Here is a 14,874-nt window from a genome sequence, read left to right as displayed (position 1 = left end):
CGGCCTTCGGCATCTAGGAGAAATACCCTTGCCCGGTCCGCCGAAATAAGCCAACGTTGACTCATGCGTCAACAAAAACCCGAAAAGGGTTAAAACCACTCGATAGGGAGAATAATCGATGAACGAACAAATCACGCATATGGCCGGTCAGGTCACAGCCGGAAAAATGACCCGCCGCGAATTCATGGGGAAAGCCGCGGCTCTGGGTGTTTCGGCTGCGATGGCCAGCACAATGTTCGCGGACGCCGCTCGGGCTGCTGGGCCGAAAAAGGGCGGTGATTTGAAATTTGGTCTTCAGGGTGGTGAATCCACTAACTCTCTGGACCCAGCGACCTACGCAAGCTCGGTTCCCTTCCAGAACGGCAAACAGTTTGGTGACCAGCTTGTTGAAGTTGCACCAGACGGCTCGATCGAGCCGCGTCTGGCGGAAAGCGTTGAAGGCAGCGCCGACGCTAAGGTTTGGACTTTCAAGCTGCGTCAGGGTGTCGAATTCCACAACGGCAAGACTATGACCAGCGAAGACGTGCTGAAAACCATGCAGCGCCACTCGAACGAAGACTCCAAGTCCGGTGCCCTGGGCATCATGAAGGGCATTGAGTCAATGAAAGCTGACGGCGACAACTTCCAGGTCACCCTGACCGAGCCAAACGCCGACCTGCCCTATCTGATGGCCGATTACCACCTGATCATTCAGCCTGATGGCGGTATGGATAATCCGGGGGCAGGTATCGGGACTGGACCGTACAAATTGGAAGTTGACGAACCCGGTGTGCGTCACTTGTTTACAAAGAACGAAAACCACTGGAACAGCGATTACGGCAATTTCGACAGTGTCGAAGTCATCGTCATCAACGACGCAACTGCGCGTACCGCTGCCCTGCAATCCGGACAGGTCCACGCGGTCAACCGCGTGGAACCCAAAGTTGCCGACCTGTTGGGCCGCGCACCCAACCTGACCGTACATTCTACCGCTGGTCGCGGTCACTATGTCTTCATCATGCATTGCGACACGGCACCGTTTGATAACAATGAACTGCGCACCGCGCTGAAATACGCCATCAATCGGGCTGACCTGGTAGACAAGGTTCTGCGAGGCTACGGTTCGATCGGTAATGATATGCCGATCAACGCGGCCTACCCACTGTTTGACGAAACAATCGAGCAGCGCGAGTTCAGTGTCGAAAAGGCGGCCGAGCACTACAAAAAGTCTGGCCATGATGGCTCGCCGATTATCCTGCGTGTTGCAGATGGTGCCTTCCCAGGTGCTGTCGACGCCGCAGCTCTGTTCCAGCAGACGGCCGCTCAGGCTGGTATCCCGCTGGAAATCAAACGTGAGCCCAACGATGGCTACTGGTCCGAAGTCTGGAACGTCCAGCCCTTCTGTGCGTCGTACTGGGGTGGTCGCCCTGTACAAGACCAGATGTATACTACCGCTTACCTGTCAACTGCGGATTGGAACGACACTCGTTTCAAAGTTCAGGCCTTTGACGATCTGTTGTTTTCGGCGCGTGCAGAACTGGATGCAGAAAAGCGCAAAGGCATCTATAGCCAGATGGGCCGTATGGTCCGCGACGAAGGCGGCTTGATTTGCCCGATGTTCAACAACTTTGTTGAAGGCGTCAGTAATCAGCTGGATGGTTGGGAATCAGACCCGAACCAAGAGATGATGAACGGCAACATGTCCCGCAAAATGTGGTTCGTCTAAAACGGGCCACGGATCATGCATCCTATCATCAAACTGGTTTCCCAGCGCCTTGCGCTGGGACTCCTATTGCTGTTTGGCGCTTCGGCTCTGATTTTTGGCCTGACCGAAGCCCTTCCCGGAGACGCAGCGCAAGCCGTCCTGGGGCAGTCCGCAACCCCAGAGGCCCTTGCAAACCTTCGCGAAGAAATGGGCCTGAACCGGCCTGCCCTGACCCGCTATTTCGAATGGCTGGGCGGTATCGTTCAGGGTGATCTGGGTCAGTCCCTGACCAACAAGCTCGACATTGCTGAAAGCATTGGCAAACGGTTGGGCAACACATTGTTTCTGGCATGCGCCGCGGCCGTGGTTTCGGTTCCCCTTGCCATCTTTCTGGGCCTGCTGGCAGTCCGCTACCGCAACCGCTGGCCGGACAAGCTGATCTCTGCCATCACGCTTACGACAGTGTCGATACCAGAGTTTCTGATCGGCTACGTGGTGATCTACTATGTCTCGGTAAAGCTGGGCTGGTTTTCCTCGCTTGCGATGATCAACGACTCGATGTCATTCGGGCAAAAACTCAATGCGATCGCGTTGCCCGCTTTCGTGCTGACGCTGGTGGTCTTGGCGCAGATGATGCGCATGACCCGCGCGGCGATCCTCAACCTGATGCAGTCGGCCTATATCGAAACGGCGGAACTGAAGGGGTTGTCAAACTTTCAGGTCATTGCGCGACACGCCTTTCCGAACGCGATCTCGCCCATTGTAAACGTGGTGATGCTAAACCTGGCCTATCTGGTTGTGGGTGTTGTCGTAGTCGAAGTGGTGTTCGTTTATCCCGGCATGGGACAATACCTGGTGGACTCGGTGACCAAGCGTGACGTGCCGGTCGTGCTGGCGTGTGGTGTGGTCTTTGCCGCCGTCTATATCGGGCTGAACATGGTGGCCGATATCGTATCGATCCTGGCCAACCCAAGACTGAGGCATCCGAAATGATGAAGAATATTCCAATTTCGGCGATGATCGGTCTGTTTTTCACAGGTCTCTATTTCTTTGTCGCCTTGGCCGCACCTTTGATTGCACCATACGGTATGGCCGAAGTGGTTGGCGATGTGTGGGAGCCATCAAGCGCCGAACACCTGTTGGGCACCGACAATATCGGTCGGGATCTACTGACACGCATGATCTATGGCGGGCGCACCACCATCTTCATTGCTGCTGCGGCTACGATCCTCAGCTTTGTAACCGGCACGTCGCTGGGTTTGCTGGCTGCGGTTCTGGGCGGTTGGGCCGATCAGGTGCTCAGCCGGGCAGTTGATCTGGTCATGTCGATCCCGACGCTGATCCTGGCGCTGGTCATTCTGGCCATCGTCCCGGTGACGGTTCCGATCCTGATCCTGGTGATGGGGCTTCTGGACGCGACACGCCCGTATCGCCTGTCGCGATCGGTTGCTGTCGACATCAACGTGATGGATTATGTCGAGGCCGCCAAATTGCGCGGCGAAGGCCGTGCCTGGATCATCTTCCGTGAAATCCTGCCGAACGCCCTGTCACCGCTGGTGGCCGAGTTCGGGCTGCGGTTCATCTTTATGGTCCTCTTCATCTCGACCCTTTCGTTTCTGGGGCTGGGCGTCCAGCCCCCGCTGGCCGACTGGGGCGGCATCGTGAAAGAGAACAAGGATGGCATCGTGTATGGCATTGGCGCAGCTTTGTACCCGGCTGTTGCCATCGCGACGCTCGCGATCTCGGTCAACCTTGTGGCTGACTGGATCCTGAACCGAACCACATCGCTGAAAGGAGGCCGGGGATGAGTGATACCCTTCTCAAGGTCCGTGACCTCAAGATCGGTGCAACGGTCTATCCACCGGGTGAAAAACCCCATGACATCGAAATCGTGCACGGGGTCAGTTTTGACCTCGAACGCGGCAAGGTGCTGGGGCTGATCGGAGAATCCGGTGCCGGTAAGTCCACCATCGGCCTCGCTTCCATGGCCTATGGCCGGGGTGGTGTTGAAATCACCGGCGGCGAGGTTTGGGTAAATGGGCGCGATATCCTGAAATCGTCACATGGCGATATCCGCAACCTGCGCGGGGGTGAGGTTGCGTATGTGTCGCAATCCGCTGCCGCGTCGTTCAACCCGGCCAAGAAGATCATGGATCAGGTTGTCGAAGCTGCGGTCGAGCACAAGAAGTTTTCGCGAAGAGAGGCCGAAGGCCGCGCGCGGGAACTGTTCGCCAAACTAGGCCTACCCGACCCGGATAATATCGGTGACCGCTACCCGCACCAGGTTTCAGGCGGACAGTTGCAGCGATGCATGACTGCGCTGGCGCTGTGCCCCGAACCCGATCTGGTGGTGTTCGATGAACCTACCACGGCGCTGGACGTGACCACGCAGATCGACGTGCTGATGGCGATCAAAGAAGCCATTCGCGATACCGGTGTTGCTGCTCTTTACATCACGCACGACCTTGCGGTCGTGGCGCAGGTCAGCGACGAAATCATGGTTCTGCGGATGGGAAATACGGTTGAATACGGGTCAACCGATCAGATCATCAACAACCCGCAGGAAGAGTACACGCAAGCTCTGGTCTCGGTCCGTTCGATCGAGCACGAAGAAAAACAGCCCACAGCGGAACCACTGTTGAGCGTTGACGGTATCACCGCGCGCTACAAGGGATTGAATTTCGACGTGCTGCACAACGTCAATGTCGAGCTTCATCCGGGGCAGACGCTGGCAGTTGTGGGCGAATCCGGTTCTGGTAAGTCGACACTCGCCCGGGTGATCACCGGCCTGTTGCCGCCGCGCGATGGCGAGATTACGTTTGCCGGACGCAAGCTTTCGCCTGATCTTGCCGGACGATCCCGCGAGGACCTGCGCGAGTTGCAGATGATCTATCAGATGGCTGACGTGGCAATGAACCCGCGCCAGACCGTCGGCACGATCATCGGGCGCCCGCTGGAGTTCTACTTCAACATGCGCGGTGCCGAAAAACGCAAACGGGTTGTCGAGTTGCTGGACGAGATCGAGTTGGGCGAGAAGTTCATCGACCGTTACCCAGCCGAGTTGTCCGGTGGCCAGAAGCAACGCGTGTGTATCGCGCGGTCTTTGGCGGCCAAGCCCAAGATGATCATTTGTGACGAGGTGACATCGGCACTCGACCCGCTTGTGGCGGACGGTATCCTCAAGCTGCTGCTGGATTTGCAGAAGATCGAGGATGTGGCCTACCTGTTTATCACCCACGATCTGGCGACGGTTCGGGCGATCAGCGACAGCATTGCGGTGATGTATCAGGGACGCGTGGCGCGCTATGGCCCAAAGAGCCAGGTGCTCAGCCCGCCATTCGACGACTATACAGACCTTCTGCTGAGCTCGGTGCCCGAGATGCATCTGGGCTGGCTGGAAGAGGTCGTTGCCCATCGCAAAATGGAAAGCGCGGGGAACTGATCTCTGCGCCTGTAACATCACTTTGAAGAAATGGATTCCCGGCGTTTTGCATCTTGGTTGACGTCGGGAATTTATTATTTGGGACGCGATTTGGCAGGCGCATGGTTTCAACTCGCGTATCGTCCGCATGAAATACTCAGATCAAAAGGCCGAACCATGGACCGTAAACTACTATTGATCATCCTGGACGGAGTACCATACCGGAATTTCCGCCGCCTGTTCGGCAACCTCGAAGGCTGGGTCGACAGCGGCGAAGCTCGGGTGTGGAAGCACCGCGCGGTGCTGCCTTCAACTTCGGCCAGTTGCTATGCATCGATCCATACGGGCGTAACCCCGCAAGAACACGGCTGCACCGGAAACGGCAACGTTTTTCGCCTGAGCCACAAGGATATCTTTAGCCAGGTACGTGAGGCCGGCGGCGTGACAGGGGCAGTAACGCACAGTTTTTGGTCGCAGTTCTTCAACCGCCACCCGTTCGACTATGTCCGCGACGTCGAATATGACGAGCCAGAGAGCCAGACCATCAATCACGGTCGCTTTCACAGCATGACCGGTTACGGCAAAGACAATCAGATGACCCCGTCCGACGTCGATCTGTTTGCGACCCTGACCAATCTGTGTCTGCGCTTTGGGTTGGACTATGGCATCCTGCACACCTGCACACTGGACAGCATGGGTCACCGTTTCTATCACGACTGCGAGGAAATGGATCATGCCTGTTTTGTTGCAGACGAGATGCTGGCCCCGTTCATCCCACGCTGGCGCCAACTAGGGTATGAGGTGATCGTCACCGCCGATCACGGTCAGGACGAGCGCGGACACCACGGTGGGCGCAGCCCACTGCAACAGGAAACCGCGCTGTATTACTTCGGTGATGCCGACGGGCCTGACGCTGAAACCGTGATAGATCAGGTCCAATTGGCCCCGACCATTCTGAACCGTTTGGGTGCGCCCCTCGCAGAGACGATGAAGGCTAAGCCTTTCCTGAAGTAACTGGCTGGCGTCAGTCGTAGGGCCAGATTTCTTGCCCAAGCGCTTCGATTGCGATCGAAATCCGTTCGAAACTGTCTGCTGCGCGCTTTACCGAGGTTCGCGCGCGCAGGTACCCATGGACAAGGCCAGGTTCGTTGATCCAATGGGCCAGACCACCAGCTGCACTGATCCGCTCGCAATAGACCTTCCCGTCATCACGGAGCGGATCACAATCAGCGGTAATCACAACAGTAGGCGGCAGTTCCGAGAAATCATTGTCCTGTAAGGGCGCGTAAGTCGGATCGCCCTGAGGCGGGGTACCTGCGTATCGGACGGTTTCGTAGAATTTAATATCGTCCAGTGTCAGTAAAGGAGCATGGGCGTGCTCAAGATATGAACCGCGCGATTGGTCTCCGCCAAAACCGGGGTAGATCAGCACCTGCCCCAGTATATTGTCCAGCCGCCCGCGCGCATGGTGGGCGATAGCTGCTGCCAGATTTCCTCCCGCACTATCCCCGGCCAGGACAAGCGGGTCGCCATACTCTGTCGCCGCCCATTTCACAGCCGTCCAGCAATCTCGGAACTGCGCCGGATGCACATGTTCAGGGCACAGCCTGTAGTCAACTGAAACGACGCGGTATCCCGTCTGCGCACAAAATTCGGCACAGACATCATCGTGGCTGTCCAACCCGCCAACGACAAAGCCACCACCATGAAAATAGACAACCGTTCGGGTCGGATGCCCGGCGGTATAGTGGCGGACCGGCACGCCATCGGCGTACAGGTCCTGGGTTTCGACACCGGCAGGGCGCGGTTGGCGAAACTGCTTGCACATCGTGACATAGACCCGACGCTGGTCCTCGATGGACAAATCGACCGCATCATCCGGATAGCTTTCGGCCGTGCGGCGTATGAACGCCCAGGTTTCTTCGTCGATCAGGCGTTCATAGTCCATTGTTCCTCCGGCTTATTTGGACCACTCCCAGGGCCGGGTATATGCGCCCAGCACTTTCGAGACATCGTCTTCCGAAGATCCGTTCGCGTCAAGCTGCGCGACAAGGCCACGCTTTTTATCGTCGATCACCAGAACAACCCGCGCAGCAAGCCCCGCAGCGTCAAGAGCACCGTTGTAAATGCGGGTGATGGCCTGTTTGCGCAGGTCCGGCTTGAACACCTTGCCGACGGCAGTTTTCGGCAACTCGTCAAGAATGGTTATATGCTTGGGTTGCGCGGCACGCTCATGCACGTGAACCTTGCAATACTCCAGCAGCTCATTTTCAGTGACCGAAGCCCCATCGACCAATTCAACAAAGGCACAGGGCACTTCGCCCGAATGCGCGTCCGGCTGACCGATCGCCCCCGCGAAGGCAACTGCATTATGACCCAGCAGCGCCTCTTCGATTTCAGCAGGATCGATATTGTGACCACCGCGAATGATCAGGTCCTTGGCGCGACCGGTGATCCAAAGGTAGCCGTCTTCGTCAAACCGTCCCAGATCGCCCGTACGCAGGTATTTGTCAAAGTGATAAAGACCAATGTTCTTGTCGGCCTCAGTATACGTGTTGCCTGCGTACACACCGGGGTTCGAGATGCAGATCTCACCAATCTGATCAGTGCCGCACTCTGTCGGCCCATCCGGCCCATCCAGCAGGATTTTGACATCCGTATAGGGGAACGGAATACCGATCGAACCGATCTTTTTCTCGCCATCCACGGGGTTGCACGAGACCAGACAGGTGGCCTCGGTCAGGCCGTAGCCTTCGACGATGGTGACGCCCGTCGCCTCTTCGAAGCGGCGGAACAACTCCACCGGCAGCGGCGCCGAACCCGAAAAGGCGGTTTTCACACTTGAGATATCTGCGTCCACCGGGCGTTGCATCTTGGCTGATATCGCGGTTGGAACAGTGATGATAAAGCTCACCTTCCAGCGCTCGATCAGCTTCCAGAAATTGTCGAATACACCGTCACCGCGATAACCTGCAGGTGTCGGGAATATCACATGCGCACCCGACGACACGGCGGCCATAACGATCACATGCACTGCAAAGACGTGGAACATCGGCAGCGGGCACATGATGACGTCATTCTCGTCAAACAACAGTGTTTTGCCCAGCCAGCCGTTGTAGATCAGGCCCGAGTATTTATGCTGCGCCACCTTGGGCATCCCGGTGGTCCCACCAGTGTGGAAGAAACAAGCAACGCGATCGTCCTTGCTGTCCTCGAATGTCAGCGTCGTTGGTTGCTTAGCGAGTTCCTTGTTGAAACTCTTGTAGTCCGCATGTGCCAGTTTTTCCTTTTCGCCCATCTTGGGGCGCAGGAAGGGAACCAGCCACGATTTGGGCGGCGTCAGGTACCGATTCAGGTCAATTTCCAGAATGGTGTTGACTTTGGGCGCGTGGCGCACCGCCTCTTCCACCTTCTGGGCAACATCCGTTTTCGGGAAAGACTTCAATGTAACAACCACTTTGGCGCCTGTCTCACGCAGGATCGCCGCAATCTGCTCGGGCTCCAGCAGCGGATTGATCGGGTTCACAATCCCCGCAACTGCACCGCCCATCATGGTAATCAGTGTTTCGTTACAGTTTGGCAGCACATAGGCCACCACGTCTTTTTCGCCCACACCCAGCGAACGAAACAGGTTTGCCGCCTGATTGACCTTGCCCAGGAGTTCAGACCAGGTCAGGGTTTCGGCTTTGTCATTGGGGCCAGAAAAAAGCTGAAAACTGATGGCATTGTGGTTCGGGAACTTCCCCGCCGTGCGCGACAGGAGCTGATGGAAGGTGACAGGCAGATCCCGATCCTCCCACGACATTTCCTGTTCCATGCGCGTCTTGTCTTCCAATCCCACAAAGGCCATGTGGTTCCTCCCGTTTTTCTCCCGTGTTTTTGCACGAGCTTGTTGTTCGCAACCAAGATGGAAGCAAAACAACCCTCGCGCAAGCGAGGCCTTAGCCTTCAAAGGGGGTAAAATGTAGAATGACGCTACGGCGAATTGACAAATGCCCGCGCGTCACTCCTATTCTGCCGCAACGCCATCTGTGAACTGCAGTCGTGCAAGGCGTGCATATAGCCCATCTTGGGACACCAGATCATCATGACTGCCCTGCGCCACGATACGGCCTTCTTCCAGCACGACAATACGGTCGGCTTTCTTTACGGTCGCCAATCTGTGCGCAACAATCAGGGTCGTGCGGCCGGCACGCATCTGATCCACGGCGCCCTGCACCGCACGCTCACTCTCCGCATCAAGGGCCGAGGTCGCCTCGTCCAGCAGCAGCACAGGTGCGTCGCGTAAAATGGCGCGAGCGATTGCGATACGCTGTTTTTGCCCACCCGACAGCATGACACCGCGTTCGCCGACAAAACTGTCATACCCATCGGGCAAGGCGGCAATGAAATCATGTGCGATGGCGGCACGGGCTGCGGCTTCTACTTCGGCATCCGTTGCGTCCAGACGACCGAAGCGAATGTTTTCGCGGGCTGAGGCGGCAAAGATCACCGGATCCTGCGGCACCAAAGACATATACTTCCGGAAATCTGTGCGATCCAATTCCCGCAGATCATGGCCATCCAACATCACCCGGCCCGAATTTGGGTCATAGAACCGTTGAATCAATTGAATGATCGTCGTCTTGCCCGCCCCTGACGGCCCGACAAAGGCAACGGTCTCGCCCGGGTTTACCTGAAGCGACAAGTGATCCAGCGCGATTGTATCAGGGCGCGCGGGATAGCGAAAACTGACATCTTCGAACCGGATTTCGCCTCGGACGTCCTTTGGCAAAGGAGCGGGGTTAACGGGGTCCGAAACCGTATCTTCGGCATTCAGCAATTCGACAAGACGCTCGGTGGCTCCGGCTGCGCGCTGAAGCTCGCTCCAAATCTCGGACAGGGCCGCAACAGAACCCGCCATGATGATCGAGTAGATCACGAATTGAATCAAAACGCCTTCGGTCATCACACCGTTGCGCACGTCATTTGCACCCATCCACAGAACGCCGACGATACCTGAAAATACCAGAAAGATCACAATCACCGTCAGCACTGCACGGGTCTGAATCCGACGCAGTGAAACAGTATAGGACATCTCGGTCATCTCATCGAATTGCTGGCGGCTGGCTTGTTCGTGGGTAAAGGCCTGCACCGTCTGTACCGCCCCCAATGCCTCGCCCGCGTTTCCGGATGACGCCGCAATCCAATCCTGGTTTTCGCGGCTGATCACGCGCAGACGCCGACCCAGAATCAATATCGGCACCACCACCACGGGGATAAGCAGCAAGACAAGCCCGGTCAGCTTGGCCGAGGTCAACAGCATCAGAACCAGCCCGCCGATAAACATCAGCATATTGCGCAGCGCGATGGAAACAGATGAGCCTAGAACCGATTGGATGAGGGTCGTGTCGGTGGTAATCCTGCTCAGCACTTCACCGGTCATAATACGTTCGTAGAATTCGGGGCTCATGCCGATCACGCGATCAAATACAGCCTTGCGGATGTCAGCAACCACACGTTCCCCCAACCGTGTGACCAACGCATATCTGATACCGGTTCCCGCAGCCAGAACAGCGGCAATGCCCAACGCTGCCAAAAAGTACCAGTCCAGCAATTCACCGTCCTGAATGCGGAAATTGTCGACAACGCGTCGCACGGCCAATGGCAGGGTCAGCGTCATGCTGGCTGTCAGGATCAGCGCCAGTGTCGCCCCGATCATCAATAGCCTGTAGGGTTTCATGAAAGGCCAGAGCGACCGCAGCACCCCGATCTTCCTTGAGCGGGCCCGCTCTTCGCTAGCGCCAGGAGCCGCTGATTGTGCTGGTTTATTGGCGGTCTGTCTTGCCATGTCCGGCCCTTGTGTATTGAACGCTACAAAGTGAACGCTTTCTTGGCCCCAGCCGCCGTTCCGGTCAAGCATTCCTGCCAGAAACAGCCAACCATAAGGGCCATTTGACGCAGAAATCAGTGGGGATTGGAGCGGGTAGACGGAATCGAACCGACATAGCCTGCTTGGAAGGCAGGGGCTTTACCATTAAGCTATACCCGCAAATGGTTTGCGCTGGTTAAGTCATGCGCCGGGGCGCGTCAAGCGGGAAGTGTGAAAATTCGCGCGACCAAAACCGTGATATTTCCCGGTGGATGTACGGCCTTCAATCGTGACTGCGGAATATCCGCGTCGAGGAGAAAAACCGCTCAAGTTCCTCGATGCGTTCCTTGCTTTCTTCCCACCGTGCCTCTTGCACTTCAGCGATCAGGGTCTCCGATATCAGCTGTAGCGCTATTGTTGAATCCCAGCTGGATGGCGCCTCGACCAGTGCGTGAAAGGTGTAGTTGGCGGTCTTGCCTATCGGTGATCCCCATTGGTCGGTGAACAGGATAACCGTCACACCGCGGCTTGATGCGACCTGCGCCAATTTCTCGAGATAGGCCTCGTATCGGCGGATATCAAAAATCACCAGAACCGAGGTTTCATCCATATCAAGCAGGTACTGCGGCCAAACGTTTGCCGAATTGCCCAGCATCGTCACATTGGGTCGAATAATCTGCATGTGATTGAACAGATAGTCCGCATTTGAACGCGTGATACGCCCGCCCACGACGTAAAGATGGCGATCCGTATTTGCCAGAAGCTGGGCAACGGTGTCGAACATCTCTTTGTCCAGACGTTCCAGCGTGTGGCGCATATTTGTCCAAACAGCCTGCGCAAACCGCGTTGTGGGATGCTCCGCCGCGTCATCCACAACCCAGGCATCCCGTTTCGAGATCGGCTTTTTGATCTGTGCCGCCACCTCTTCTCGCAGGGCGTCCTGCAGGGCGGGAAAACCGTCGAAACCCAGCTTGCGTGCCATACGTATGACCGTCGGGGTCGAGACCTGCGCGGCAGCGGCCAGCTTGGTGATCGATTGCAAGCCGGTCATTGGATAATCCTGCAAAAGTACCGAGGCCAGCTGCCGTTCTGACCGTGTCAGATCGTCAAGCTCTTCCTGTATCCGCTGTTTGACAAGTTTCGCAACGGTGGCCATCGGCACCTTCATTTCTCAAATTTTTTACAGGATATGATTGTTTGTAATTTTGTCTACAGTAATTTTCTTGACAGGTCTGAGGTTGCTGTAACAAATGCTTCTTATGCACCACGATTCCGAGACACCAATGCTACTACCAACCGAAGCTCCAGCAGCCCGCGCGCAGAATGCCAACGGCCGGGCGCAGTGCGTTTTGGTATGCGAACATGCTAGCCGATTCATCCCAGCGTCATTGAACGGATTGGGCCTGACTGAGGACGCAGCATTGTCTCATGCAGCATGGGATATTGGCGCATTGGCGCTTTCGGTCGAACTGACGAAGGCCTTGGACGCGCCGCTGGTTCATTCCTGCATCAGCCGACTTGTTTACGACTGCAACCGCTCACCTGAACGTGCAGATGCAATGCCGCAGGTAAGCGAAGTGTTTTCCATCCCCGGCAACGAAAGCCTGACGGACGCTCAACGTGCCCAAAGGATCCGCGAGGTTTATGAGCCGTTCAAACAACTGTTGTCGTCTACTCTGGACGCACGGGAGCGGCCGCCTGTCGTAGTCACGATGCACAGCTTCACGCCCGTCTACAATGGAAAGACCCGATCAGTCGAACTGGGCATTCTTCATGACGAAGACGACAGGGCGGCCCAACTTATGCTGCGCTGTGCCAAGGGCTCGGGTCTGAAAGCCGCGTTGAACGAACCTTACTCTGCCACGGATGGCGTCACGCATACATTGCAGGAACATGCGATCAGTCGGGGGCTTCCGAATGTCATGGTCGAGGTTCGAAACGATCTCATCGACACTCCAACGGGAGTCGACCGCATTGCCGGGATCCTGACGCCGATCCTGCAAACGGTAATTGATGCGTATTCGCACACAGAGGCGAAACAATGAGAGTTGAGGTATCGAGATGAAGTTCTTGCGGGGCTACGTGGCGGTCATTGATCGAACGAACCGCTGGATCGGGCGCGTCGTCATGTACGGCATATTCGTCATGATGGGTATTCTGTTCTGGTCTTCGGTCTCGAAAACCTTTTTCGTACCGTCGCTCTGGACACTCGAGATGGCTCAGTTCGCCATGGTGGCCTACTATATGCTTGGTGGCCCTTATTCGATCCAGATGGGGTCAAACGTGCGAATGGACCTGCTTTATGGCGAATGGTCTCATCGCCGCAAGGCCTGGACGGATGCCTTCACAATCGTATTCCTGATCATTTATCTGCTCATCTTGCTGTGGGGTGGATGGGACAGCCTGATGTATTCTTTCCAATATGGCGGTGAGCGCAGCGCGACGATCTGGCGGCCCTACCTGTGGCCGGTCAAGCTGATCATGGTTATCGGTATCTTCCTGATGCTGCTGCAAGCCGTTTCCGAGTTGTTCAAGGATATCTTGCGCCTGTGCGGCGACGATATCCCGCGTGAGGTAATCTGATGTCATACGAGATGATTGCCTTGCTGATGTTCGCATCAATGATGCTTATGATGCTGACCGGCCAGCGCGTCTTTGGTGCAATCGGCTGTGTCGCCGTGGTTTCGGCCTTGTTCCTATGGGGGGATCGGGGCGGCTACGACTTGGGTTTTGCCGCTGCGATCAAAGTCATGAAGTGGTACCCGCTGCTGACACTGCCCATGTTCATCTTCATGGGATACATCCTTTCCGAAAGTCGGATCGCAGATGACCTTTACAAGATGTTCCATGTCTGGATGGGCGGCTTGTCCGGTGGTCTGGCTGTCGGAACCATCGGGCTGATGGTTCTGATCTCGGCAATGAACGGGCTGTCCGTTGCAGGTATGGCAATCGGCGCTACGATCGCCTTGCCGGAATTGCTGCGCCGGAACTATGACAAGCGCATGGTGACCGGCGTCATTCAGGCCGGATCATCCCTTGGGATTCTGGTGCCACCATCCGTTGTTCTGGTTCTTTATGCCATGATCGCGCGGCAACCCGTTGGCCAGCTATGGCTTGCCGGAGTGATACCCGGGCTGATGATGGCGGCCATGTTCATCATCTACATTGTCATCCGCTGCCGCATCAACCCGTCGCTCGGCCCGGTCCTGCCCGCGGAAGACCGCGACATTCCGTTGCGAGAAAAGCTGCTGCTGTTGCAAGCCGGATTGTTACCCTTGGGCATTTTCATGGTGATGATGGTCCCTTTTGTTAACGGCTGGACTTCGTTGGTGGAATCCTCCGCCATCGGCGCCACTACGGCCATGCTGGCTGCCTTTCTGAAAGGGCGGCTGACACGCACGGTTTTCGAGAATTCAATTCGGCACACCCTGGGCATCTCGTGTATGTTCATGTGGATCATTCTGGCGGCTCTGGCTTTTGGCGCTGTCTTCGACGGGTTGGGTGCGGTCAAGGCAATCGAAAGCCTGTTCACCGAAAAACTGGGTCTTTCCCCGTGGATGATCCTGGTTCTCATGCAGCTCAGCTTTATCCTGATGGGTACGTTTCTGGACGATACTGCCATGCTGGTTATCGTCGCACCGCTTTACGTTCCGCTGGTGGGTGCGCTTGGTTTTGATCTTATCTGGTACGGCGTGCTTTATACGATCACCACGCAGATCGCATACATGACGCCGCCATTCGGCTATAACCTGTTCCTGATGCGCGCGATGGCCCCCCCGGAGATTTCGCTGCGCGATATCTACAGTTCGATCGTTCCTTTTGTTCTGGTGATGGTCTGCGCCTTGGCCATAATCATCATCTTTCCTGAAATCGCGCTTTGGCTGCCGAATTATGTCTATGGAAATTAAGTCACAAGAC

At 56.4% G+C, this 14,874-nt stretch carries 12 protein-coding genes and 1 tRNA gene; 8 read left to right on the top strand and 5 right to left on the bottom strand.

Annotated features, from left to right (window positions below; all coding sequences use genetic code 11):
* Positions 1-118: 118 nt before the first annotated feature.
* From ACR0J7_RS04360 to ACR0J7_RS04340, 5 genes are all read left to right on the top strand, one after another.
* Positions 119-1,705, top strand: a complete 1,587-nt coding sequence (locus ACR0J7_RS04360; RefSeq protein WP_480482037.1) for an ABC transporter substrate-binding protein — start codon at positions 119-121, stop codon at positions 1,703-1,705.
* 15 nt (positions 1,706-1,720) lie between these two features.
* A complete protein-coding gene (locus ACR0J7_RS04355; protein ID WP_209504642.1) occupies positions 1,721-2,677 on the top strand; it encodes an ABC transporter permease in 957 nt (318 codons plus the stop codon).
* Positions 2,677-3,492 carry an ABC transporter permease gene (locus ACR0J7_RS04350; RefSeq protein ID WP_209504928.1) on the top strand — a complete coding sequence of 272 codons (816 nt, stop codon included), beginning with the start codon at positions 2,677-2,679 and terminating at the stop codon, positions 3,490-3,492. The genes ACR0J7_RS04355 and ACR0J7_RS04350 overlap by 1 nt, the downstream gene beginning before the upstream one ends.
* Positions 3,489-5,126 carry an ABC transporter ATP-binding protein gene (locus ACR0J7_RS04345; RefSeq protein WP_480506186.1) on the top strand — a complete coding sequence of 546 codons (1,638 nt, stop codon included), beginning with the start codon at positions 3,489-3,491 and terminating at the stop codon, positions 5,124-5,126. The genes ACR0J7_RS04350 and ACR0J7_RS04345 overlap by 4 nt, the downstream gene beginning before the upstream one ends.
* A gap of 156 nt (positions 5,127-5,282) precedes the next feature.
* Complete coding sequence (locus ACR0J7_RS04340; RefSeq protein WP_267364868.1) at positions 5,283-6,119, top strand: alkaline phosphatase family protein; 837 nt, start codon at positions 5,283-5,285, stop codon at positions 6,117-6,119.
* Between the two features lie 10 nt (positions 6,120-6,129).
* Here the strand turns inward: ACR0J7_RS04340 and ACR0J7_RS04335 are convergent, their stop codons facing one another.
* The 5 genes from ACR0J7_RS04335 to ACR0J7_RS04315 form a co-directional block, all read right to left on the bottom strand.
* Positions 6,130-7,053, bottom strand: a complete 924-nt coding sequence (locus tag ACR0J7_RS04335) for an alpha/beta hydrolase (protein WP_480913403.1) — start codon at positions 7,051-7,053, stop codon at positions 6,130-6,132.
* 12 nt (positions 7,054-7,065) lie between these two features.
* Entirely contained in the window at positions 7,066-8,955 is a 1,890-nt protein-coding gene (locus ACR0J7_RS04330; RefSeq protein ID WP_480913401.1) for an acyl-CoA synthetase, read from the bottom strand.
* A 159-nt stretch (positions 8,956-9,114) separates the two neighbouring features.
* Positions 9,115-10,935 carry an ABC transporter transmembrane domain-containing protein gene (locus ACR0J7_RS04325; protein ID WP_480869714.1) on the bottom strand — a complete coding sequence of 607 codons (1,821 nt, stop codon included), beginning with the start codon at positions 10,933-10,935 and terminating at the stop codon, positions 9,115-9,117.
* A gap of 127 nt (positions 10,936-11,062) precedes the next feature.
* A tRNA-Gly gene (locus ACR0J7_RS04320) sits at positions 11,063-11,136 on the bottom strand.
* Positions 11,137-11,239: 103 nt separating this feature from the next.
* Complete coding sequence (locus ACR0J7_RS04315) at positions 11,240-12,112, bottom strand: MurR/RpiR family transcriptional regulator (RefSeq protein WP_480482048.1); 873 nt, start codon at positions 12,110-12,112, stop codon at positions 11,240-11,242.
* A 94-nt stretch (positions 12,113-12,206) separates the two neighbouring features.
* On the opposite strand from ACR0J7_RS04315, the gene ACR0J7_RS04310 reads away from it, so the two are divergent.
* Genes ACR0J7_RS04310 through ACR0J7_RS04300 form a run of 3 tightly spaced genes read left to right on the top strand, consistent with a single transcriptional unit; the run spans position 12,207 to position 14,864 of the window.
* Entirely contained in the window at positions 12,207-13,001 is a 795-nt protein-coding gene (locus ACR0J7_RS04310; RefSeq protein WP_480492630.1) for an N-formylglutamate amidohydrolase, read from the top strand.
* 16 nt (positions 13,002-13,017) lie between these two features.
* Entirely contained in the window at positions 13,018-13,539 is a 522-nt protein-coding gene (locus ACR0J7_RS04305) for a TRAP transporter small permease subunit (RefSeq protein WP_480486424.1), read from the top strand.
* Positions 13,539-14,864: a TRAP transporter large permease gene (locus tag ACR0J7_RS04300; protein ID WP_267367377.1), complete on the top strand. Its 1,326-nt coding sequence runs from the start codon at positions 13,539-13,541 to the stop codon at positions 14,862-14,864. The genes ACR0J7_RS04305 and ACR0J7_RS04300 overlap by 1 nt, the downstream gene beginning before the upstream one ends.
* Positions 14,865-14,874: the final 10 nt, after the last annotated feature.

The organism is Ruegeria sp. O4 (assembly GCF_056535125.1).
Note: the sequence above shows the minus strand (reverse complement) of the source record. Positions and strands in the feature narration are given on the sequence as shown.